At 69.8% G+C, this 22,548-nt stretch carries 19 protein-coding genes, 1 tRNA gene and 1 pseudogene; 6 read left to right on the forward strand and 15 right to left on the reverse strand.

Annotated elements, in window-relative coordinates:
* A pseudogene (locus HMPREF9719_RS02755) lies at positions 1 to 2,319 on the forward strand (class I SAM-dependent DNA methyltransferase); the annotation flags it as partial.
* A gap of 99 nt (positions 2,320 to 2,418) precedes the next feature.
* Here the strand turns inward: HMPREF9719_RS02755 and HMPREF9719_RS09590 are convergent.
* From HMPREF9719_RS09590 to HMPREF9719_RS02765, 3 genes are all read right to left on the reverse strand, one after another.
* Positions 2,419 to 2,586 (reverse strand): hypothetical protein, encoded by a 168-nt coding sequence (locus HMPREF9719_RS09590; protein ID WP_004600444.1) that lies wholly within the window; start codon positions 2,584 to 2,586, stop codon positions 2,419 to 2,421.
* Between the two features lie 393 nt (positions 2,587 to 2,979).
* Positions 2,980 to 4,296, reverse strand: coding sequence for a glutaminase (locus tag HMPREF9719_RS02760; RefSeq protein ID WP_004600445.1), 1,317 nt, complete (start codon positions 4,294 to 4,296; stop codon positions 2,980 to 2,982).
* Between the two features lie 278 nt (positions 4,297 to 4,574).
* A tRNA-Leu gene (locus HMPREF9719_RS02765) sits at positions 4,575 to 4,661 on the reverse strand.
* Between the two features lie 90 nt (positions 4,662 to 4,751).
* Here HMPREF9719_RS02765 and HMPREF9719_RS02770 point away from each other — a divergent pair.
* Together HMPREF9719_RS02770 and HMPREF9719_RS02775 are read left to right on the forward strand one after the other, a co-directional pair.
* A complete protein-coding gene (locus tag HMPREF9719_RS02770) occupies positions 4,752 to 5,189 on the forward strand; it encodes a hypothetical protein (RefSeq protein ID WP_004600446.1) in 438 nt (145 codons plus the stop codon).
* A 24-nt stretch (positions 5,190 to 5,213) separates the two neighbouring features.
* Positions 5,214 to 5,624, forward strand: coding sequence for a DUF3817 domain-containing protein (locus tag HMPREF9719_RS02775; RefSeq protein WP_004600447.1), 411 nt, complete (start codon positions 5,214 to 5,216; stop codon positions 5,622 to 5,624).
* A gap of 40 nt (positions 5,625 to 5,664) precedes the next feature.
* Here HMPREF9719_RS02775 and rdgB read toward each other — a convergent pair whose 3' ends face one another.
* The 4 genes from rdgB to murI all read right to left on the reverse strand — a co-directional run bounded on the left by rdgB (position 5,665) and on the right by murI (position 8,892).
* Positions 5,665 to 6,294, reverse strand: coding sequence for an RdgB/HAM1 family non-canonical purine NTP pyrophosphatase (rdgB, locus tag HMPREF9719_RS02780; RefSeq protein ID WP_004600448.1), 630 nt, complete (start codon positions 6,292 to 6,294; stop codon positions 5,665 to 5,667).
* A gap of 70 nt (positions 6,295 to 6,364) precedes the next feature.
* A complete protein-coding gene (gene rph / locus HMPREF9719_RS02785) occupies positions 6,365 to 7,108 on the reverse strand; it encodes a ribonuclease PH (protein WP_004600449.1) in 744 nt (247 codons plus the stop codon).
* Between the two features lie 31 nt (positions 7,109 to 7,139).
* Positions 7,140 to 7,964: an MBL fold metallo-hydrolase gene (locus tag HMPREF9719_RS02790; RefSeq protein ID WP_004600450.1), complete on the reverse strand. Its 825-nt coding sequence runs from the start codon at positions 7,962 to 7,964 to the stop codon at positions 7,140 to 7,142.
* Positions 7,965 to 8,040: 76 nt separating this feature from the next.
* On the reverse strand, positions 8,041 to 8,892 hold the full coding sequence (murI, locus tag HMPREF9719_RS02795; protein WP_004600451.1) for a glutamate racemase: 852 nt from the start codon (positions 8,890 to 8,892) through the stop codon (positions 8,041 to 8,043).
* A gap of 151 nt (positions 8,893 to 9,043) precedes the next feature.
* Here murI and HMPREF9719_RS02800 point away from each other — a divergent pair, with 151 nt between their 5' ends.
* The gene (locus tag HMPREF9719_RS02800) at positions 9,044 to 10,003 is read left to right on the forward strand and encodes an aldo/keto reductase (protein ID WP_004601739.1); all 960 of its coding nucleotides are present in this window, start codon (positions 9,044 to 9,046) and stop codon (positions 10,001 to 10,003) included.
* Positions 10,004 to 10,044: 41 nt separating this feature from the next.
* Here HMPREF9719_RS02800 and HMPREF9719_RS02805 read toward each other — a convergent pair whose 3' ends face one another.
* From HMPREF9719_RS02805 to clpS, 3 genes are all read right to left on the reverse strand, one after another.
* The gene (locus tag HMPREF9719_RS02805) at positions 10,045 to 10,770 is read right to left on the reverse strand and encodes a rhomboid family intramembrane serine protease (RefSeq protein WP_004600453.1); all 726 of its coding nucleotides are present in this window, start codon (positions 10,768 to 10,770) and stop codon (positions 10,045 to 10,047) included.
* Between the two features lie 63 nt (positions 10,771 to 10,833).
* The gene (locus HMPREF9719_RS02810) at positions 10,834 to 11,400 is read right to left on the reverse strand and encodes a DUF2017 domain-containing protein (protein WP_004600454.1); all 567 of its coding nucleotides are present in this window, start codon (positions 11,398 to 11,400) and stop codon (positions 10,834 to 10,836) included.
* A 60-nt stretch (positions 11,401 to 11,460) separates the two neighbouring features.
* Positions 11,461 to 11,793 carry an ATP-dependent Clp protease adapter ClpS gene (gene clpS, locus HMPREF9719_RS02815; protein WP_174269514.1) on the reverse strand — a complete coding sequence of 111 codons (333 nt, stop codon included), beginning with the start codon at positions 11,791 to 11,793 and terminating at the stop codon, positions 11,461 to 11,463.
* A 191-nt stretch (positions 11,794 to 11,984) separates the two neighbouring features.
* On the opposite strand from clpS, the gene HMPREF9719_RS02820 reads away from it, so the two are divergent.
* The gene (locus HMPREF9719_RS02820; protein WP_004600456.1) at positions 11,985 to 13,343 is read left to right on the forward strand and encodes a nicotinate phosphoribosyltransferase; all 1,359 of its coding nucleotides are present in this window, start codon (positions 11,985 to 11,987) and stop codon (positions 13,341 to 13,343) included.
* Positions 13,344 to 13,391: 48 nt separating this feature from the next.
* A complete protein-coding gene (locus HMPREF9719_RS02825; RefSeq protein WP_004600457.1) occupies positions 13,392 to 15,386 on the forward strand; it encodes an ATP-dependent DNA helicase in 1,995 nt (664 codons plus the stop codon).
* Here the strand turns inward: HMPREF9719_RS02825 and HMPREF9719_RS02830 are convergent.
* The 5 genes from HMPREF9719_RS02830 to nrdE all read right to left on the reverse strand — a co-directional run bounded on the left by HMPREF9719_RS02830 (position 15,383) and on the right by nrdE (position 22,473).
* Positions 15,383 to 16,117: a peptidyl-tRNA hydrolase gene (locus HMPREF9719_RS02830; protein WP_004600458.1), complete on the reverse strand. Its 735-nt coding sequence runs from the start codon at positions 16,115 to 16,117 to the stop codon at positions 15,383 to 15,385. The two genes, HMPREF9719_RS02825 and HMPREF9719_RS02830, sit on opposite strands and share 4 nt — an antisense overlap.
* A gap of 43 nt (positions 16,118 to 16,160) precedes the next feature.
* Positions 16,161 to 16,823 carry a phosphoserine phosphatase SerB gene (serB, locus tag HMPREF9719_RS02835; RefSeq protein WP_237737859.1) on the reverse strand — a complete coding sequence of 221 codons (663 nt, stop codon included), beginning with the start codon at positions 16,821 to 16,823 and terminating at the stop codon, positions 16,161 to 16,163.
* Positions 16,824 to 16,964: 141 nt separating this feature from the next.
* Positions 16,965 to 18,719 (reverse strand): aa3-type cytochrome oxidase subunit I, encoded by a 1,755-nt coding sequence (gene ctaD / locus HMPREF9719_RS02840; RefSeq protein ID WP_004600460.1) that lies wholly within the window; start codon positions 18,717 to 18,719, stop codon positions 16,965 to 16,967.
* A gap of 377 nt (positions 18,720 to 19,096) precedes the next feature.
* Positions 19,097 to 20,110, reverse strand: a complete 1,014-nt coding sequence (gene nrdF / locus HMPREF9719_RS02850; protein ID WP_004600461.1) for a class 1b ribonucleoside-diphosphate reductase subunit beta — start codon at positions 20,108 to 20,110, stop codon at positions 19,097 to 19,099.
* Between the two features lie 200 nt (positions 20,111 to 20,310).
* A complete protein-coding gene (gene nrdE, locus HMPREF9719_RS02855) occupies positions 20,311 to 22,473 on the reverse strand; it encodes a class 1b ribonucleoside-diphosphate reductase subunit alpha (protein WP_004600462.1) in 2,163 nt (720 codons plus the stop codon).
* Positions 22,474 to 22,548: the final 75 nt, after the last annotated feature.

A 22,548-nucleotide genomic window follows, 5' to 3' on the forward strand; every position in this document is an offset into this window, starting at 1 on the left:
CACGCCAAGCGCAATATCCCCGTGTGGGGACAACCCGACACCGCGAATCTCACTGACAGCAACGAGAAGGTTGTCACTCGCGCCCAGATCGAGGATTGGCTCTCTGGCGACGAGAACAACGCCTACCGCAGGCTGCGGCTGGTGATGGATGCCTGGTCGGCGCTGACGTTCTGGCCACTCACCACCAACGACACGATCGTTGACGGTGAGCCGGTGGCTCCGCCCGAGTGGGACGAATGGCTCACCACACTCGAAGAACTCCTCGGCCAAGACCCGCTCAAACGCACCGGTGACACGACCGGTCAGCTGGAGTTGGGTGAAACGGGTGGCTGGTTCGCATTGGCCGACGCCGAACAACAATTCCTCTCCTTTGGTGGCGCCCGCTCTGTCGACCAGGTGGCGTCCCGTCACCCGTGGCTCACCATCGCCCGCCAGGTCGCATCGCGGCAGGGGTTCTTCCACTGGGAGCTGGACTACTCTGACGTGTTCGCCACCAGCGGCGGCTTCGACCTCATCACCGGAAACCCGCCGTGGGTCCGCCCCCGTTCCGACGACGAGATGGTCATCGGCGAGTTCGACCCGTGGTTCCAACTGACCGGGAAACACACCGCCAAAGAAAAAACCGCCCGCCGCAACCGCGACCTGCAAGACCCGCGGGTCGCTGCCGCCGTCATCGACGACAGCGCGGTCACCGCAGCGACCGCCGCCGTGTTGGGCAACCAAGCCTTCTACCCACAGCTTGCCGGCCAGCAGCCGGATCTATACCGCGGGTTCATGCCCACCACCTGGTCGCTTACCGCGCCCGGCGGGGTGGTGGGGCTGATCCACCCGGAATCGCACTTCACCGAAAAGAAAGCCGCACCCCTACGCCGCCAGGCCTACCTCCGGCTGCGCAGGCATTGGCAGTTCCTCAACAAGCTCATCCTTTTCGAGATCGATGACCACGTGACCTTCGGGGTGCATGTGTATGCCGACCGGCAGGTGGCCCCGGATTTCCTCCAGGCCGTCTCGCTCTACCACCCGGATACCGCGACAGACTCGCTCAAACACGACGGCACCGGGCCCGTGCCCGGCTTAAAAACCGAAGACGACAAGTGGGACATGCGGCCGCATGCGGATCGGATCCAGCACGTCACCACCGACACCCTTACCCTGTGGGCCGGGCTGATGGAAACCCCGGAGACCCCGGCAGGTGAGGCGCGCATGGTCTACACCGTCAACACCGACGCCGCCCGCGTACTACAGACCCTGGCCAAGGCCCCGCGTGTGGCGGAGCTGGGTTTGCAGTACTCGCGTGGCTGGGACGAGAGCATCGATAAGCGCAAAGGTTGGTTTGATCGCGGATATGCGCAACCCGCTTCGTGGGATGGGGTGATTCTGCAGGGCCCGCATCTGGGTGTGGCGACCCCGATGATCAAACAACCCAACCCGACCTTGAAACACAATCAGGACTACACCGCCGTGGACCTCGAGGCCATACCCACAGACTTCCTGCCCGCGACCGGCTACCAACCCGAAACCGGTGACGGCACGGATCGCGACGCCGCCTACGGATACTGGACCAAAGACGGTGTCGGCCAGGTGCCGGTACGCGACCAGTGGCGCATCGCCTGGCGCGAAATGGCGGCCACCACCGGCTACCGAACCATGTACCCCGCAATCATCCCTCCAGGGGCAGAACATGTGAACGCGGTCCATTCTGCAGGCGGCAGCGCCGATTTCAAGACACTCATGATATTCGGGACAGTCGCGTCGAGTTTGCTGACGGATTTTCAGTTGCGCGCTACAGGTACTTCGCACATGACCGGAGACTTGGTCGATGGCCTAACGCCAGTGGCATCAAACCCGGCGATCGACGATTTCGCCGTGCCGGCATATCTTCGGTTGAACTGTCTTACCGAGGCCTACGCCCCGCTCTGGGAGGAGATCGTCGGCACCGAGTGGACTCCGGAGGTTCCGGTGCGAACCACGAAGGATCGGTGGCACGCTGAGAACCTCCTTAACGCTGCCGTGGCTATCGCTCTCGGCGTCGACATTGAGGATTTGGTGATGATCTATCGCACCCAGTTCCCGGTGCTCTACCAGCGAGACAAAACAGATCTGGTCGACCGGAACGGCCGCGGCGTGCTGAAGGACATCACCAAGGCCCACAACAAGGCCGCCACGGCCGATGGCGACGAGCCGCTGCCGGTCGAGGAGCGCACCTGGGTTCACCCGCAGTCGGGCGTCGAGTACGTCTTCGAGTACCCGTTCGCCCCACTCGACCGCGAAGCCGACCTCCGCGATTGCTATCAGGAGATCACCGAGCAGCTCGACTAATCACTGGCACCGAATCGACGTGACCGCGGATCTCGATCCATGGTCGCCACGATTCGCGAGTCCTCGTAGGCGCGGAGCCGTGCTTTCTGTCCCGCTTCCCTACCGCTGATCTCTAATCTGCAGGAACGCCCGCGCCCCGCGGGAGATCGCGAACGCCCCGAGCGCCGCGCCGACGAGCGCGGGAGAAACCCGCATGCCGCACTCGATGACGAGGGTCAGTGCGAAGACGTCCGTGGCATCGAAGGTGAGGGCTTCTGGGATTCTCACGTGTGTGGGTTTCTTTCGACTACGAGAATAGTGCTAGCCTGGCGAGCGTGCCGGATACCACCGTGTCCGCGCCTTCAGGCAGCGACTATTTGGTCTGATTGTTGTTGCGCCCGCCATGCTTCCGGTCTCGCCAGTCGAGTCAGTGGCGGGCGTTACTTGTGCGCGAGGCGCGCCCGCTCCGTGGAACACCCCGTCAGAGCCTCGCTACCAGGCCAGACTCGTGCTCCGGGATCCCGAAATCGGAACTACTCCTCACCGGGGCACGCCTATGCCAAGACCTTCAACAACAAGACGAACGATCGGCGGTTCAACGGGTGCAGCCACCGCCGTCGTGCCCTCGCCGCTGCGGGATGAGATTCGCGCCGAGTGTTTCGAGTTTGGTGAGAGCTTCGGCTAGTCCTCGCCCATGTCGAAGTCCTCGTCGTAGCTGTGCGGGTCCTGGTTGAGGAGCTGGTGCTCGGCGGAGGTGTCGCCCATCGCCTCGAAGCGGGCGTTGTCGCGCCTCGCGCGGGGGATGACGTCGTCGGGGTCATCGACCTCGACGACGTGGCCCTGGTCGCGCAGCCGGTTGATGCCCTCGAGGAGCATGCGCCGCCCGATCGGGTTGGAGCCCTCCACGCGGGTGAAGTCGAGGCGCACCCGCTCGAGCAGCCCCTCGTGGCGGTTGATGGTGCGCCACAGGCGCTCCGCGGCGCTGAACCCGATGTCGCCCTGCAGCCCCACGACGGTGGTGTCGTCCTTGTCGGTGATGAACCGCACCGCGGAGCGGCCCCTCGGCTCCGCGGCCATGAGGTGAAGGCCCATGTCGCGGGAGAGCCGCTGGAAGACCTGCACGCCGCGGAAGCTGTTGCCCGACGAGTCCAACCTCGGGGAGAACGCCGCCAGCCCGATCTGCCCGGGCAGCGTGCCAAGCACCCCGCCGGCGACGCCGGACTTCGCGGGGATGCCGACGGTGACCATCCAGCGGCCCGCGGCGTTGTACATGCCCGCCGACGACATCACCGCCTGCGTCTGGCGGGCGACGTCGACATCCAAGATCCGCTCGCGGGTCACCGGCTGGCGCCCGCCGTTCGCCAGGGTCGCGGCCATCGCGGCGAGGTCCCTCGTGGTCACCATGATCGAGCACTGGTGGATGTAGCTGCGCACCGCGTCCTGGGCCTCGGCCTGGATGACCCCGTAGTTGCGCAGCATGTGCGCCAGCGCGAAGTTGCGGTCGGTGCTCTGGTACTCGGACTCGACGAGCCGGCGGTCGATGGCGAGCTCCCGGCCCGCGAGCCGCGAGAGGAACTCGCGGATGCGCTCGGTGCGGTCCTCGACGCCGGAGTCCTCCCCGTTGATGAGCTGGGTCGTGGCGATCGCGCCCGCGTTGATCATCGGGTTCATCGGCCGGTTCGTGTCGCCGTCGAGGGAGAGCTCGTTGAACTTCTCGCCTGAGGGCTCCATGCCGACGGTCTTGATGACCTCGTCCGCGCCGAGCTCCTGGAGGGCCTGCGCGTAGACGAATGGCTTGGAGATCGACTGGATGGAGAATTCCAGCTCGTCGTCGCCGGGCCGCAGGCCCGCCGAGTACACCGTCCCGTCCAGGGTGCACAGCGCCGCGGCGAGCGGGTCGGGGTCCGCCTCGGCGAGCAGCTCGATGTAGTCCGCGACCGAGCCGCCGTCGAAGTCGGCGACCTCGCCCAGAACGTCGTGCAGGTAATCCTCGATCATCGTCACGCCACCCCACCCTAGGCGGCGCGCCCGCGCCCCTGGCGGGCGTTTCCCGGCGGCCACCCCCGCGCGGGCGCCGCCCTATACGGTCGGCGGCCCTGAAAAACGCCGCGATCGTCGCCGCCCCGCTGCTCGTCGCGCTGCTGCTTTTCCTCGCCGACGGGCCGCTCGGCGCGGTGGCCGCCCCGATCGGGATCGCCGTGGTGCTCGCCGCGGTCGGCTGGCTCAGCGACGACTAGGGCCCGCGCCCCCTTGTTGTCGGGGCCGCGGGCCTTAACTGGTGCGCCCGGGGAGACTTGAACTCCCACGTCTGAAAAGACACTAGGACCTAAACCTAGCGCGTCTGCCAGTTCCGCCACGGGCGCTAAAGGCATGCGACTGCTGCTGGGCTGATTCTAGCGAAGCGGCGGAACGCGGCTGGCCCGCGCCCCGGCCGCGGCACTAGCCTTGGGGTCGTGAAGGACACCAAGCCCGCCGCGAAGCGCCCCAGGAAGCGCGTGAAGGCCGTGCACGTGCTCTTCCTCGTCGCCGCGGTCGCCGCGACCATCGCGCTCGCGTGGTGGCAGTGGACCCGCTTCCAGTCGGGCTCGGGCACGTTCCAGAACCTCGGCTACGCGCTGCAGTGGCCGCTCTTCGGCGCGTTCTTCGTCTTCGCGTACCGCAAGTACCTCCAGTACGAGAACCGCATGATCGACCAGAAGAACGCCGGCGACGACGGCCCCTTCGAGCTGCGCTCCGCCCGCCCGGGCACAGGCGACGCCCCCACCGAGATCGAGGAGGGCTTCCTGCCCGAGCGCCCCGAGCCGAAGACCCCGGAGGAGCAGCCGGCCCGGCCCAGGCGCCGCGGCGACGGGGACCTCTCCGGGCTGCCGGGAGGACCCCAAGAAGGCTAGCCGGGCCCGCTAGAATCGGAGGCCATGACCACACGCAACGAGGAGCCCGCCCGGCGCGCCGACCGCTCCCCCGAGGACGGCGGTTCCCAGCCCATCCACCCCGAGCGCAAGAGGCGGGTGCGCACCGCGCTTCGGCTGTTCTCCGTGGCGGCGTGGGTGACCGGCACGTTCCTCATCCTGCTCGTGGTGCGGATGATCGCCGAGTACGGCTTCAACGTGGACATGCCCTCCTGGGCGACGTGGGTCGCGATCCTCCACGGCTGGTTCTACATGCTCTTTTTGCTCGCGACGATCAACCTCGGGCTCAAGGCCCGCTGGGAGCCGGCGACCTGGCTGGTCACGGCGATCTCCGGGGTGGTGCCGGTGTTCTCCTTCGTCGTGGAGGGCTGGCGCCGCCGCGAGGTGACCCGCGCCTTCAGGCTCCACGAGCGCTAACCGCGCGCCGAGCGCGGGCCGGGCGACAGCCCGCCGGGAACTACTCGCCCTCCGCGGCGAGCCTGCCGATCGGGTCGACGAGCCCGGAGAGCGCCTTGCGGCGGTGAGAGCGCGCGTCCTTTTCCTCGCGGCTGAGCTCCGCCGAGGTGCGCCCGCGAGCGCCGTCCTCGTCCTCCTCGGCGGGCACGAAGAGCGGGTCGTAGCCGAACCCGCCCGTGCCGCGCGGCTCGCGCAGCAGCCGGCCCTGCCAGCGGCCCTCGGCGGTCCACTCGCGGCCGTCGGGGCTCACCAGCGCGCACACCGACACGAACGCCGCGCCCCGGCGCTCGTCGGGGGCGTCGCGCAGCTGGCTTAAGAGCAGCTCGTTGTTGGCCTCGTCGGCGCCGTGCTCGCCCGACCAGCGCGCCGAGAGCGGCCCCGGCATGCCGTTGAGCTCGTCGACGGCGAGCCCGGAGTCGTCGGCGACGGTGACGAGCCCGGAGTGCTTGGCGCCGGCGCGCGCCTTGATGAGCGCGTTGTCCTTGAACGTGCGGCCCGACTCGGTGGGCCGCGGGTAGTCGGGGGCGTCGCCCTGGGAGACGAGCTCGACGCCGTCGACGCCCGCGGCGCTTAAGATGCGGCGCAGCTCCTCGAGCTTCGCCGGGTTGTTGGATGCGACCAGAAGCTTCATGGCTAAAGAATCGTCCCTTTCCCGCCCGGGGCCGGCCCCGGGCGCGGGTCGTGTGGCGGGGTGGGGTGGCTTAGTCGGCGCCGCCGCGCAGGGCGGCGCGCTGCTCCTCGACGAGCCGGCGACAGCCCCCGGCCGCGAGGTCGAGCAGCTCGCCGAGCTGCCCGCGGTCGAAGGTGCCGTCCTCGCCGGTGCCCTGGATCTCGACGAAGCGGCCCGAGGCGGTCATGACGACGTTCATGTCGACCTCGGCGCGGGAGTCCTCCTCGTAGGGCAGGTCGAGGCACGCCACCCCGTCGATGATGCCGACCGACACCGCGGCGACCGGCTCCTTGAGCGGGGTGCCGGGCACGACGCCGCGGGACTGCAGCTCGGCGATGGCGTCGGCGAGCGCGACGTAGGCGCCGGTGATCGCGGCGGTACGGGTGCCGCCGTCGGCCTGGAGCACGTCGCAGTCGAGCTGGATGGTGTTCTCCCCCAGCTCGGAAAGGTCCACCGCGGCGCGCAGGCTGCGGCCCACGAGCCTAGAGATCTCGTGGGTGCGGCCCTTGACCTTGCCGCGCATCGACTCGCGCGGGCTGCGCTCGTGCGTCGAGGCCGGCAGCATCGCGTACTCGGCGGTGAGCCAGCCCTCGCCCGAGTCGCGCTTGAAGCGCGGCACGCCCTCCTGGATCGACGCGGCGCAGAGCACCTTGGTGTTGCCGAACTCGGCGAGCACGCTGCCCGCGGGGTTGGTCGTGAAGCCGCGGGTGAGGCGCACGGGGCGCAGCTCGCTCGTGGCGCGCCCGTCGGCGCGCGTGAAATCGTCGTTGGCCATGGCCCCACCCTAGCGCCCGGGGGGCTTACGCCTAGGGCTCGAAGGTAGCGCCCGGGTGGCCGAAGGAGACGGGCCCGGGGAACTCCGCGGCCGCGGCGTCGAGCGTCTCCTCGACGGAGACCCACGGCGGCACGTGGACGACAACGAGGCGGCGAGCCCCCGCCTCCCTAGCGGCGCGGCCGGCCTCCGCGGCGGTGAGGTGCATCCGCGGCGCGGGGCCCGCCTCGGCGGGCCCCCAGTTCGCCTCGCAGAAGAACACGTCCACCCCACGGGCGGCCTCGACGAGGTCGGGCGTGGGCCCCGTGTCGCCCGAGTAGCAGAGGCTCTGGCCCGTCTCGGGCTCCTCCACCCGCACGGAGAACGCCGGCACCGGGTGCACCGCCGGGAAGCCGGTGAGCCTTAGGGAGCCCACCCGGACGGGGGCGCGGTCGCCCCAGGGCCGAAACGCGAACTGGTCGGCGAGGTTGTCGACGCCGCCCGGCTCGTCGGTCGCTCCCGCGCGCCCGAGGACGCCCGGCGCGCCCTCCGGCGCAAGCAGCAGGCTGCGCCACCGGGCGTTGCGCTCCGGGTGGAAGCGGCGCCACACGAGCAGGCTCGGCACGTCGAGGCAGTGGTCGGGGTGCAGGTGGCTTAGGGCCACGTTGACGGTCGCGGGGTTGCAGTGCCGCTGCAGACGCGCGAGCGTGCCGGGCCCGAAGTCGAGGACGATCCTCGTGGGGCCCTCGGGGGCGGGCTCGATCGCCCCGCGCCCGGGCTCGCGCGCGGCGGGGGCGCCCGCCGACTCGAGCAGGTACCCGGATGCGGGGTTGTCGGGGCCGCTGACGCTGCCCGAACTTCCCAACACTGTCAGCCGCATGGTCACTCAAGTGTGCCACGGCCAGGCGGCGAAGGGTTAAACCGGCGCGGCGCCGCGGCCCCGGTGGCGCGGGGTCCTAGCGGGCGGTGCCGGAGAAGGACACCCCGCCCGCGACGTCGAGGTCGCCGACGCCGGGCCCTAAGAAGCGGCTGGCGAGCTCGGTGAAGGTGGAGACCTCGCCGGTGGTCTCGAAGCGGCGCTCGGGGCGCTCCTCCTCGGCGAAGAGGTCGCGCTCCGCGCAGATCTTATAGACGTCCTTAGTGGCCTCCTCCGCGGAGGAGACGAGCGTGACGTTGTCGCCGATCGCGAGCTGCAGCACGCTGGAGAGCAGCGGGTAGTGGGTGCAGCCCAAAACGAGGGTGTCGACGCCGGCGTCGCGCAGCGGTGCGAGGTAGTTCGACGCCGCCTCGAAGACGGCGTCGCCGGTGGTCTCGCCGCGCTCGACGAAGGTGACGAGGTCGGGGCAGGCCTGGGCGTGGATCTCGATCGAGGGGTTGATGGAGAACATGTCCTGGTACGCCCCGGAGGTCATCGTGCCGACCGTGCCGATGACGCCGACCTTCCCGTTCCTGGTGGTGGCCATCGCGCGGCGCACCGCGGGCTTGATGACCTCGACGACGGGGATGTCGTAGCGCTCGCGCGCGTCGTGGAGGAACGCCGCCGAGGCGGTGTTGCAGGCGATGACGAGGATCTTGCAGCCCGCCTCGACGAGGCTGTCGGCCACCCGCTCGGCGTGGCGGCGCACCTCGGCGATAGGCAGCGGGCCATACGGCCCGTACTTCGTGTCCCCGATGTAGTGGATGGGCTCGCCGGGCAGCTGGTCCATGATCGTGCGCGCGACGGTGAGCCCGCCCAGCCCCGAGTCGAAGATCCCGATCGGGGCGTGCTTGGCGGGGTTAGACGGGGAGCTCGACATCACGCCTGGCATGGTAGCTCACCCGCGCCCGGGCCCCGCCCGCGGCGGGCGCGACTACAGTGGCGCACGCCGAGGCGCGCCCGGCGCGCCCCGGGGCCTTCCTTCTCGCGAGAGACTCCAACGCCGCTAATCGAAAGGAGCTGGTGGCGCCGTGACCGCACCGATGAGCCCCGCGGCGGGGCTTTTGGGGGACGCCCTGCCGCTCAACCTGGGCACCAACCCGTTTGGCTGGACGACCGGCGAGGACGCCGCCCACGAGATCCTCGACGCCTTCGTCGAGGCCGGCGGGCGGCTCATCGACACCGCGGACGTCTACCCCGCGTGGTTCAACGAGCGCGGCGAGGCCTCCGAGGAGATCGTCGGCTCGTGGCTCGCCCGCCAGGGCGAGGACTTGAAGGAGGAGCTCGTCGTCGCGACGAAGGGCGGGCACCGCGTGCCGGTCGACTCCGTCGACAAGGAGCGCCTCACCGCCGCGGCGGAGGCCTCGCTCAGGCGCCTCGGGGTCGAGGCGATCGACCTGTACTACCTCCACAAGGACGACCCGGAGGTGCCCATCGACGACCAGGTGGAGGCCGCCGCGGGGCTCGTGGAGCGCGGGCTCGTGCGCCGCATCGGGCTGAGCAACCACTCCCCCGAGCGGACCCGCGCCTTCCTCGAGGCCGCGCGCGGCACCCCGGCGGCGCCGGTGGCGCTGCAGCCGGAGTACAACCTCCTCAGCCGCGCCCGCTACGAGCGCTCCTACCGGCCGCTGGCCCGCGAGTTCCGCCTCGAGGTGTTCCCCTACAAGTCGCTCGCCTCGGGGCTGCTCACCGGCAAGTACGCCTCCAGGGAGGACCTCGAGGGCGCAGCACGGCAAGGCGCCTTAGAGAAGGCCTACACCCCGGACGCGGAGCGAGTCCTCGAGCGGCTGCGCCGCGTCGCGGACGTGCGCGACGAGGAGCCCGCGGCGATCGCGCTGGCCTGGCTGCGCGCCAAGGGCGTGACCGCGCCGCTGGCGTCGGCCTCGCGCCCGGAGCAGCTGCCCGCGCTGATCGAGGGCGCGCGCGTCACGCTGAGCTCCTCGGAGGTCACGACGCTCGACGCCGCATCGCAGTCCTTCGCCCGCCCGGAGGGCGACGACTAGGGGCGATCCCCCGGCGCGGGGCGCCTCCCCGGCGGGGTGGGTTAGTCGCGGTCGGAGCGGCGGCGCTCCCCGAAGACGACGCCGGCGGCCACCCCGCCGAGCGCGCCGAAGAGATGCGCCTGCCAGGAGACGCCCTCGTTGATGGGCAGCACGCCCCACAGCAGGCCCGAGTAGGCGATGCCGAGCACGACGCCGAGGATGATCTGCCCGATCGAGCGGTTGAAGATGCCACGCACGAGCAGGTAGGCCAGCCAGCCGTAGACGAGCAGCGAGGCGCCGACGTGCACGGTGCCGACCCCGCCGAAGAACCACGTGCCCAAGCCCCCGATGAGCACGACGAACGCGGTCGTGCCCCACCAGGCTCTAGCCCCGGAGAGCCCGATGAGGAAGCTGAAGATCGCGCCCGGCACCGTGTTCGAGATGAGGTGCCCGAAGGAGACGTGCAGCACCGGGGAGAAGAGCACCCCGATAAGCGAGGAGGTGTCCAGCGGGCGGATGCCGTACTGGGTGAGCCCGCCGCCGAAGGCGAAGACGTTGATGAGGTGCACGCCCCAGATCACGGCGACGTAGCCGATCGCGAAGAGCAGCCCGGTGCGCAGGCTCGAGCCGGCGCGCTCACGCCACGTGGGCGCGGGGTTCGCGGGCTTGCCGGGACTACTGATCGGCTCGCCGGCAGACGGCGCGCGCCTGGTCACGGGGCGCTCGCGGGGCTTATCCCCCATGACGCGGCGGTAGTAGTCCTCGAGTCGGTCGTCGTTGTCGGCCATGGCCCTTTAACCTCCCGCTCCTTGTCCCTGCCTCGTGCCTTCGACCCGCCCGGCGCGGGCTGGCTAGTTGGAGCCCATGAGCGCCTGGAGCAGCGAGTCCTGGTTGTAGGCCAGCCACTCGACGAGCGTCTCGGACTCCTCGGCGGCGTCGATGGCCTCGACGTCCATGCCCGTAAGGTCGAGGCCCGCGCCCGCGGCGACGTAGAGCCGCAGGTCGTTAAGCGCCGCGAGCCAGCGGTGGGCGTCCTCCTCGCTCAAGGTGACGTTCACCCCGCCGGTGGGGCCCAGGTGCTCGGAGACGACCTGGAGGTTCTCGATCTTGCCGCGGCAGATGTCCGTCTCGTGGAGGCTGCGCAGAAGACCGTTGTCCCCGTCGAACTCCTCGTCGCCCTCGCGCTCGAAGTCGGGCAACAGGCGCTTGAGCGCCGGGTCCTCGGGCGGCTCCTGGTGGCCGGAGTTGATCCCGGTGATCTCGGAGAGCTCGTCCTTCGGGGCGGACTGCACCCGGGCGATGAGCGCCTCCGCGACGCCGGAGGCGAGGTTGCCTAGCACCTCGCGCTCCATGGGCTCCAGCGTGGTCTGGTAGCGCACCGCCCGCGCGAAGCGCTTCGACCTCGTCCACGGTTTCATCTCTTGTTCTCTCGCCTCCCTGCTCGTTGCCGCCGGCCGCAGTACCCGCTACTTGGGCGCCTAGCCCGCCTGCTGCATCGTCGCCCACAGCCCGGCGATCTGCAGCTTCTTCACGTCGGTCTCGACCTTGTCCTTCGAGCCCGAGGACACCGCCGCCTTGCCCTCGGTGTGAACCTGCATCATGAGCTCGTTAGCGCGCTTGCGGTCGTATCCCAGCACGGTCTGGAACACGTAGGTCACGTAGCTCATGAGGTTGACAGGATCGTCCCAGACCACGCAGATCCAGGGCAGGTCCTCCGAGGACGCGACCTCGACCTTCGTCTCCTCGTCGAGGTCCGGGGCGGCGGTGGGCTGGCTAAGGACCACCATCAAGCTGTCTCCGGCGTCGTACATACCTCACAAGAATAATCAACGCCCCAGCCCCGCGCGCAGCGCGTTCCGCCCCTCGGGACGGCGCCGGCTGCCGTCACAATCCGCGGGCCGCTCGACCTAAGGTTGGACACTAGCTGACCGGCGCCCCGGAAACCCCTCGGGGCGGCATAGGAACCAAGGAAGACCCCACGAGCCGAAGGACACCCCACGCCATGACCACCAACCCAAGCAGAAGCGCCCGCCACGCCGAGGAGCCCACCCCCAGGCGCCAGTCGACGTCGCTGCTCACCGACAAGTACGAGCTCACCATGCTCCAGGCCGCGCTCGCCGACGGCACCGCCGAGCGCGCCTGCACCTTCGAGGTGTTCGCAAGAAAGCTGCCCAACGAGCGCCGCTACGGCGTCGTCGCGGGCACCGGCCGCGTCCTCGAGGCCGTCGAGGACTTCGTGTTCACCGACGCGCAGATCGACGCGCTCGACTTCCTCGACGAGCGCACGAAAAACTACCTGCGCGACTTCCGCTTCACCGGGCAGATGGACGGCTACCGCGAGGGCGAGCTCTACTTCCCGCACTCCCCGATCCTCACGGTGCGCGGCACGTTCGGCGAGTGCGTCGTGCTCGAGACGGTGATCCTCTCGATCCTCAACTCGGACTCCGCCGTCGCGACCGCCGCGGCGCGCATGGTCGTCGCCGCCGACGGGCGCCCCATCCTCGAGATGGGCTCGAGGCGCACCCACGAGTACGCGGCGGTGACGTCCTCGCGCGCGGCGTACCTCGGCGGGTTCTCGGCGACCTCGAACCTCGAGGCGTCGTTCCGCTACGGGATCCCCGCCTCCGGCACGGCCGCGCACTCGTGGACGCTCGTCCACGCCGGGGAGGACGGCTCCACCGGCGAGGCCGACGCGTTCCGCGCGCAGGTCGACACGCTCGGCACCGACACCATCCTGCTCGTCGACACGTTCGACATCGACCGCGGCGTCACCACCGCCATCGAGGTCGCCGGCACCGAGCTCGGCGGGGTGCGCATCGACTCCGGCGACCTCGGCGTGATGACCCAGAAGGTGCGCCGCCAGCTCGACAAGCTCGGCGCCTACAACACGAAGATCGTCGTGTCCTCCGACCTCGACGAGTTCGCCATCGCCGGGCTGCGCGGCGACCCCGTCGACTCGTTCGGCGTGGGCACCTCCGTGGTCACCGGCTCCGGGGCGCCCACCCCGGGCATGGTCTACAAGCTCGTCGAGGTCGACGGCATCCCCGTCGCGAAGCGCTCCCGCAACAAGATCAGCAATGGCGGCGCGAAGCGCGCGATCCGCACCCACCGCGCCTCCGGCACCGCGATCGAGGAGATCGTCCTGCCCTTCGACGCGCCCGACCCGGACGTCGGCAACGCCGAGATCGAGCAGCTCACCGTGCCGCTCATCCGCGACGGGCGGGTCGTCGACGGGCTGCCCGACCTCCACGAGTCGCGCGAACACCTCGCCGCGCAGCTCAAGAGGCTGCCCTGGGAGGGCCTGGCGCTCTCGAAGGACGAGCCGGCGCTCGATACCCGCTTCGAGGGCTTCTCCTCCTAAAAGCCCCGCCCCCGGCGGGCCGGGCCCGCGCCGCTAGGCTTGGGGGCCGTGAACGCCACCCCGAACCGGGCAGACGAGCCCGACGAGGAGCCCACCCGCCGGCTCCTCGACGCGGCGGTCGACGCGCTCGGCGGCTCGAGGCGCGACGGCCAGGTCGCTATGGCCGAGGCGGTGAGCCGGGCTCTGAAGGACTCCCGCCACCTCGCCGTGCAGGCCGGCACCGGCACCGGCAAGTCGCTCGCCTACCTCGTGCCCGCGGTGCGCCACGCCCAGGAGACCGACACCACGGTGGTGGTCTCCACGGCGACGCTCGCGCTGCAGCGCCAGCTCGTCCACCGCGACCTGCCCCGCCTCGTCGACGCGCTCGCCCCGCACCTTGAGCGGCGCCCCACCTTCGCGATCCAGAAGGGCCGCTCGAACTACGTGTGCCGGCAGCGCCTCAACGCCCCCGAGGCGCCCGAGGGGGAGCTCTTCGACGCCGCGGAGCTCTCCTCCCTCGAGCGGCAGGTCCAGAAGGTCCGCTCCTGGGCCGCGGACACCGAGACCGGCGACCGCGACGACCTGCCCGCCGGCGTCTCGCCGCGCGCGTGGGCGCAGGTGTCGGTGAGCTCAAGGGAGTGCGTCGGGCAGAAGCGCTGCCCGTTCGGCGAGGAGTGCTTCGCGGAGCTCGCCCGCGAGAAGGCCAGGCGCGCCGACATCGTCGTCACCAACCACGCGCTGCTCGCGATCGACGCGATGTCGGGGGCGAACATCCTGCCCGAGCACGACGCGGTCATCGTCGACGAGGCCCACGAGCTCGACGGGCGGGTCACCTCGGTCGCAACCCAGGACCTCACGGTCGCGGCCCTCAAGCTCGCCGCCGGGCGCGCCGGCCGCATCAACGAGAAGACCGGCGGCCTCGAGGAGGCGATCGACGACCTCGACGGGCTGCTCGGAATCGCCCCGGCCGGCCGCTGGACCGAGGCCGACGACGACGCCACGAAGATCCTTACCGGCCTGCGCGACGAGCTCGCGAAGCTCACCACCCGCGCCTCGCGCGCGCCCGAGGGGGAGGCGGAGAACAACCCCGAGCGCGCCGCGGAGCGCTCGACGCTCACCAACCACCTCCAGGAGCTGCGCGACGGCGTCGTGCGCGTCCTCGACGCGCTCGGCCACGAGGGCGAGGGCCCGGCCGCGGACGTCGTGTGGTTCTCCCGCGACCGCGGCGCGCCCGCCCTGTCGGTCGCGCCGCTGTCCGTGGCGGGGCTCATGGCCTCCGGCCTGTTCGCGGAGAACACCGTCGTGCTCACCTCAGCGACGCTCGCGGTGGGCGGCAACTTCGACGCCATGGCCGCCGCGTGGGGCCTGAAGGCCGGCACGTGGGACGCGCTCGACGTGGGCACCCCCTTCAACCCGGCGCGCTCCGGGATCCTCTACGTCGCAACGAGCCTGCCCGAGCCGCGCCGCGGGGACATGCCCGAGGAGACGATCGAGGAGATCCGCCGGCTCATCCTCGCCGCCGGGGGCCGCACGCTGGGGCTGTTCTCCTCGAAGCGCGCCGCGCAGGAGGCCGCGGAGCGGCTCCGCCCGAGGCTGCCGATGGACGTACTGTTGCAGGGCGAGGATTCGATCTCCTCGCTCGTGGAGGCGTTCGCGAAGCAGGAGAACACGTGCCTGTTCGGGACGCTGACGCTGTGGCAGGGCGTCGACGTGCCCGGCCGCTCGCTCAGCCAGGTCATCATCGACAAGATCCCCTTCCCCCGCCCCGACGAGCCGCTGCTCAAGGCCCGCCAGGAGGCCGCGGACGCGAAGGGCCGCTCCGGGTTCATGGAGGTCGCCGCGACCCACGCGGCGCTGCTCCTCGCGCAGGGCGCGGGGCGGCTCATCCGCTCGGTGAGCGACCGCGGGGTCGTCTCGATCCTCGACCGCAGGCTCGTCACCAAGCGCTACGGGGGCTTCCTTCGGGCCTCGCTGCCGCCGTTCTGGGCGACGACAGATAGGGACACCGTGCTCGGGGCGCTGGGGAGGCTCGTGGCCGCGCCGCGCACCCCCGCCGGGCGCTAGGAGACGCCCCGCAGGGGCCCCGCCGCCGGCAGCCCGAGCGCGGTGGTCGTGTCCGGGTCGACCTCGGTGAAGCCGGCGTCCACCACCGGCACCGCCTCGTCGAGCGCCGCGGCGCGGGCGAAGACGTCGTGGGGCACCTCCCTCGCTGTAAGCGGCAGGCCGCGCCCGGCCCAGTCGACGACCCAGTCGGTGGGCATCGCGGCGCACAGGAGCATCGAGGCGTGGCCGGCCTGCGCGGCGGCCTTGCCCGCGCTGAGGCCCAGTCCCCCGTCGAGGACGACGACGGGGTCCTCGCCCTCCACGGCTCCGGGCTCGTCGGTCTCGAGGTCGGTGCCCTTGACCTGAAGCTTCGCGACCGCCTTGGGCACCTCGGAGACGGTGGCGGGAACGAACGCGCGGGCGGCGGCACCGGCGGCCTCGACGGTGTGGCCGGGCACGTCCTGGGCGTCGTCCCAGGCCTTGTTGCGGGCGCGGCGGGCGACCTTGCGGATGCGGTGGCCGTACCAGCGCGAGAGCTGCTCGGCGTAGCGCTCATCGAGGCACACCTCGACGACGGCGCGCGCCGCGGCGGCGATGAGGTCGCTGCGCGCGGGCGGGTCGGCCTTGGGGATGCGCAGGGCGAGCTGCATCGCCCACACCGTCGACGGGTCGTCGGGGTCCTCGACGTGGTCGCGCCCCATGCCCTCGGCGAGCAGCCGGTGGGCGCGCTCAATCGATGCGTTCGACTCCATGCCGGCCACGCTACGCCCGCGCCCGGTCCGGCGACTTCGGCGCCTACGCCTCCCGGGCGAGGCGCATCACCACGTCGACGACCCAGGCCATCTCGCCCGAGCCGAGAACGAGGTCCGCCGCGCCGGCGAGCGCCGGCTTCGGGTCGTAGCCGACGCCCACCCCGGCGGCGGTGACCATGTCGATGTCGTTGGCGCCGTCGCCCACCGCTACGGTGCGCGCCATGGGCAGGCCGTGGCGCTCCGCGAGGGCGCGCAGCTCGCGCTCCTTGGCCTGGCGGTCGACGATCTCCCCGACGACGCGGCCGGTGAACGTTCCGTCTGAGACCTCGAGGGTGTTGGCCTTGAGGTGGTCGACGCCCCAGCCGGGCGCGAGGTTGTCGAGGACGTTGGTGAATCCCCCGGAGGCGAGCGCGACGAGAAAGCCCGCCCCGCGGGCGGCGGCGACGGCCTCCTCGATGCCCGGGGTGCGCTCGAGGCGGGCGGCCACGCGGCCTGCCGCGGCGACGTCGACGCCCTCGAGGGCGCGCACCCTGGTGCGCAGCGACTCCTCGAAGTCGAGCTCCCCGGCCATCGCGCGGGCGGTGACGGCGGCGACCTCCTCGCCGCGGCCCGCCTCCTCGGCGAGCAGGTCGAGGACCTCGCCGGTGATGAACGTCGAGTCGCAGTCGAAGCACAGGATGCCGCTCGGGCGGTGTGGCGCACTCATGGCGGCCATTATCGCACCGCCGCCCCGGCTCCGCCCTCGGGCGTCGGGCGCGGGCGCGCGGCCACGAAAAAGGCCCCGGGGCCCGGGCGGCGTGGTTGCCGCCCCGGGCCCCGGGGTCGTCGTCGGAGGGAGGTCGAGGAGCTAACTCGGCTGCTTCTCCGACTGCTCGGTCTTCGCCTTTCCGGCGCCGTGGTCGACCGCCGAGTCGTGGCCGACGTGCGCCTCGCGGCGCATGCGCTCGACCATGTGCGGGTAGTGCAGCTCGAAGGCCGGGCGCTCCGAGCGGATGCGCGGCAGCGAGGTGAAGTTGTGCCGCGGCGGCGGGCAGGAGGTCGCCCACTCGAGCGAGTTGCCGTAGCCCCACGGGTCGTCGACGGTGACGACCTCGCCGTAACGCCAGGACTTGAAGACGTTCCACACGAACGGCAGGACCGAGGCGCCCAGCAGGAAGGAGAACACCGTGGAGATCTGGTTGAGCGTCGTGAAGCCGTCCGAGTCGAGGTAGTCGGCGTAGCGGCGCGGCATGCCCATGTTGCCGAGCCAGTGCTGGACCATGAACGTGCCGTGGAAGCCCACGAACGTCAGCCAGAAGTGCACCTTGCCGAGCCGCTCGTCGAGCATGCGGCCCGTCATCTTCGGGAACCAGAAGTAGATGCCCGCAAACGACGAGAACACCAGGGTGCCGAAGAGCGTGTAGTGGAAGTGCGCGATGAGGAAGTACGAGTCCGAGAGCTGGAAATCCAGCGGCGGGGAGGCGAGCATGACGCCGGTCATGCCGCCGAAGAGGAACGTCGCCATGAAGCCCACGGCGAAGATCATCGGCGTCTCCCAGCTGATGTGGCCGCGCCACATCGTGCCGACCCAGTTGAAGAACTTCACGCCGGTCGGAACGGCGATGAGGAAGGTCATGAAGGAGAAGAACGGCAGGAGCACCGCGCCGGTGACGAACATGTGGTGCGCCCACACCGCCATGGACAGCGCGCCGATCGACAGGGTCGCGAAGACCAGGCCGACGTAGCCGAACATCGGCTTACGGGAGAAGACCGGGACGACCTCGGAGACGATGCCGAAGAAGGGCAGCGCGAGGACGTAGACCTCGGGGTGGCCGAAGAACCAGAAGAGGTGCTGCCACAGGATGGCGCCGCCGTTGCCCGGGGCGTAGATGTTGCCGCCGAGCTTGCGGTCGTAGAGCACGCCGAGCGCCGCGGCGAGCAGCAGCGGGAAGATCAGAAGCGCGAGCAGCGAGGCGACGAGGATGTTCCACGTGAACACCGGCATGCGGAACATCGTCATGCCCGGCGCGCGCAGCGTGAGGATGGTGGTGACCATGTTGATGGCCGAGGCGACCGTGCCCACGCCGGTGGCGCCGACGCCGACGATCCAGAAGTCCGCGCCGATGCCCGGGGTGTGGATGACGTCGGAGAGCGGCGAGTACATCGTCCAGCCGAAGTCGGCGGCGCCGCCCGGGGTGAGGAAGCCCGCGAGCATCGCCACGCCGCCCATCGTCGTAATCCAGAAGCCGAACGCGTTGAGCCTCGGGAAGGCGACGTCGGGCGCGCCGATCTGCAGCGGCAGGATGTAGTTGGCGAAGCCCCACACGATCGGGGTGCCGAAGAGCAGCAGCATGACCGTGCCGTGCATGGTGAACAGCTGGTTGAACTGCTCGTTGGAGAGGAACTGCAGCCCCGGGGTGAAGAGCTCGGCGCGGATGAGCAGCGCCATGAGCCCACCGAGGAAGAAGAAGCTCACGGACATGATGATGTACATGATCCCGAGCTGCTTGTGGTCGGTGGTGGTGAGAAACTCCCAGGCCTTCGAGCCCCGGCGGCCGTTACCCGCGGGGGCCGGCCGTTCTGGCGCGACGTAGTCGTCGAGCCGTGGCGCCACGGCAGTCATAAAATCCTCCTGACAACTGGGATGACGGCGGGCGCTCGGAAGCGCTCGCCGCAGCCGCAATGATTGTGGGTTTATCTTAAAGCAGCCCCACGTGGGAGACCACTTCGCCCCGGACAGGCCGCGGCCAGGGAACCGCGAGGCGCGCGCCAGGATCGAGGCCCGCGGGCCCGGGGCCCAGGAGCCACACAGGCCACGGGGCTTTCGCGCCGCGGGCGGCGCGCCGCGTCCCCGCCCGGGCCGGGCCTCCCCTGCCCCGCCGCGGCTGCACCCGTCGGGGATCAATCTTTCGGCTGCCCGGCAGGGGCGGCGCGGGTGGGGCCGGACACACGGGCGCCCCGCGGCCGGGCAGGCCACGGGGCGCCTCGGGAGCGAGAGGGCTAGAAGACCCAGTCCTCGTCGGTGGTGCTCTCGGCCTTGCCGATGACATACGAGGAGCCCGAGCCGGAGAAGAAGTCGTGGTTCTCGTCGGCGTTGGGGCTCAACGCGGAGAGGATGTTGGGGCTCACGCGGGTCTCGTCGGCCGGGAACATCGCCTCGTAGCCGAGGTTGTTGAGCGCCTTGTTCGCGTTATAGCGCAGGAAACGCTTGACGTCCTCGGTCCAGCCCACCTCGTCGTAGAGGTCCTCGGTGTACTGCGTCTCGTTGGCATACAGCTCGAAGAGCAGATCCGAGGTGTACTCCTTGAGCTCGTCGCGCTTGGCCTGGTCGACGTCCTCGAGGCCCCGCTGGTACTTGTAGCCGATGTAGTAGCCGTGCACGGCCTCGTCGCGGATGATGAGCCGGATGATGTCCGCGGTGTTCGTGAGCTTCGCCTGCGAGGACCAGTACATCGGCAGGTAGAAGCCCGAGTAGAACAGGAAGCTCTCCAAAAGCGTGGAGGCGACCTTGCGCTTGAGCGGGTCGTCGCCCTCGTAGTAGGCGAGCACGATCTTCGCCTTGCGCTGGAGGTTCTCGTTCTCCTCAGACCAGCGGAACGCCTCGTTGATCTCCTTGGTGGAGGCGAGCGTCATGAAGATATTGGAGTAGCTCTTCGCGTGCACCGACTCCATGAACGCGATGTTGGTGTAGACCGCCTCCTCGTGGAGGGTGCGCGCGTCCGGCAGGAGCGACACGGCGCCCACGGTGCCCTGGATGGTGTCGAGGAGCGTTAAGCCCGTGAACACCCGCATGGTGGTGCGCTGCTCGACGTCGGTGAGCGTCGACCAGCTCTTGATGTCGTTGGAGACCGGGACCTTCTCCGGCAGCCAGAAGTTCCCGGTGAGACGATCCCAGACCTCCTGGTCTTTGTCGTCGGGGATCTCGTTCCAGTTGATCGCCTTGACGGGCTTGTCGTGGCCTTTGAGGTAGGACTCGTAGGTGCCCTCAACGTCGAGGCCGGGATCGCTAGCCATGGTTCCTTAAGTGCCCCACAGTTCTTCGACGACGCCCGCGGACGAGCCGCGGCTTTCCGCCCAGATTCTAGTCCCGTGTCTTCTGGGGGCATGAACTATCGAGCTCTAAGAGACGAACGGGCGGCGCGCCGGGGGGCGAGGTGTCCCCGGCGCGCCGCCCGCCCCCGGCCCCGCGGGGTCGGCGTGGCCGACCCTTGGGCCTAGAGCATGCAGCTCACGCAGCCCTCGACCTCGGTGCCCTCGAGCGCCATCTGCCGCAACCGGATGTAGTAGAGGGTCTTGACCCCCTTGCGCCACGCGTAGATCTGGGCGCGGTTGATGTCACGGGTCGTGGCCGTGTCCTTGAAGAACAGGGTGAGAGACAGCCCCTGGTCGACGTACTTCGTCGCCACGGCGTAGGTGTCGATGATCTTCTCGTAGCCGATCTCGTAGGCGTCGCGGAAGTAGTCGACGTTGTCGTTGTCCATGTGCGGCGCCGGGTAGTAGACGCGGCCGAGCTTGCCCTCCTTGCGGATCTCGATGCGCGAGGCGATCGGGTGGATCGAGGAGGTCGAGTTGTTGATGTAGGAGATCGAGCCCGTCGGCGGCACCGCCTGGAGGTTGCGGTTGTAGAGCCCGTCGCGCATGACGTCCGCCTTGAGCTCGGCCCACTCCTCCGGGGTCGGGGTGTGGGCGCTCGAGTTCTTGAACAGCTCGGCGACCTTCTCGGTCTTCGGGGCGAAGTCGGCCGGGTCGAAGGAGTCGAAGTAGCTGCCGTCGGCGTAGTCGGAGTCCTCGAAGCCCTCGAACGCGCGGCCGCGCTCGCGGGCGAGCCGGTTGGAGGCGCGCAGCGCCGCGTAGAGCACCGCCGCGAAGTACGCGTTGGTGAAGTCGAGGCCCTCCTCGGAGCCGTAGTGGATCCGCTCGCGGCCGAGGTAGCCGTGGAGGTTCATCTGGCCGAGCCCGATGGCGTGGGCGGCGGCGTTGCCCTCCCTGACGGAGGGCACCGAGTCGATGGAGGTCTGCTCGGAGACCGCGGTGAGCCCGCGCACGGCGATCTCGACGGTACGGCCGAAGTCGGGCGAGTCCATCGCCGCGGCGATGTTCATCGAGCCGAGGTTGCAGGAGATGTCGTGGCCGATGGTCTCGAAGGTGAGGTCCTCGTTGAGCACCGAGGGGGTGTTGACCTGCAGGATCTCGGAGCACAGGTTGGACATGTTGATCCGGCCCTTGATCGGGTTCGCCCGGTTCACCGTGTCCTCGAACATGATGTAGGGGTAGCCCGACTCGAACTGGATCTCCGCGAGGGTCTGGAAGAACTCGCGGGCGTTGATCTTCGTCTTGGAGATGTGGTCGTTCTCGACCATCTCGCGGTAGTGCTCGGTGATCGGCAGGTCGCCGAAGGGCACGCCGTACTCGCGCTCCACGTCGTAGGGAGAGAAGAGGTACATGTCCTCGTTGCGCTTCGCGAGCTCGAAGGTGATGTCCGGGATGACCACGCCCAGCGAGAGGGTCTTGATGCGGATCTTCTCGTCGGCGTTCTCGCGCTTGGTGTCGAGGAACGAGAGGATGTCCGGGTGGTGGGCGCTTAAGTACACCGCGCCGGCGCCCTGCCGCGCGCCGAGCTGGTTGGCGTAGGAGAAGGAGTCCTCGAGGAGCTTCATCACGGGGATGACGCCGGAGGACTGGTTCTCGATGTGCTTGATCGGCGCGCCCGCCTCGCGGAGGTTGCTCAGCAGGAGGGCCACTCCCCCGCCCCGCTTGGAGAGCTGCAGCGCGGAGTTCACCGAGCGGCCGATGGACTCCATGTTGTCCTCGATGCGCAGAAGGAAGCAGCTCACCGGCTCGCCGCGCTGGAGCTTGCCCTCGTTGAGGAAGGTCGGGGTCGCCGGCTGGAAGCGCCCGGTCATGATCTCGTCGACGAGGCTCTCGGCGAGCCGCTCGTCGCCGTCGGCGAGCGAGAGCGCGACCATGCACACGCGGTCCTCGAAGCGCTCGAGGTAGCGGCGCCCGTCGAAGGTCTTCAGCGTGTAGGACGTGTAGTACTTAAAGGCCCCGAGGAAGGTCTTGAAGCGGAACTTGTAGGAGTAGGCGCGCTGGAAGAGCGCCTTGATCGTCTCGAAGCTGTAGCGCTCGAGCACCTCGGCGTCGTAGTACTTGTTGCGCACCAGGTAGTCGAGCTTCTCCTCGAGGTTGTGGAAGAAGACCGTGTTCTGGTTGACGTGCTGGAGGAAGTACTGGTTGGCGGCCTCGCGGTCCTTGTCGAACTGGATGCTCCCGTCCGGGGCATACAGGTTCAGCATCGCGTTGAGCGCGTGGTAGTCGAGGCCCTGGGTGTCGTCGTTGGCCGGCGACGGCGTGTGCGTCCCGAAAGTCGTGGTCATGGCGGTTGCCTCGTGCTCCTTCCCCGCCGGGCTGCGCCGACGGTCAGCGGTATCGGGTTTCATTATTGACTTATG

It is taken from the genome of Corynebacterium otitidis ATCC 51513, assembly GCF_000296405.1.
Classification (GTDB): domain Bacteria; phylum Actinomycetota; class Actinomycetes; order Mycobacteriales; family Mycobacteriaceae; genus Corynebacterium; species Corynebacterium otitidis.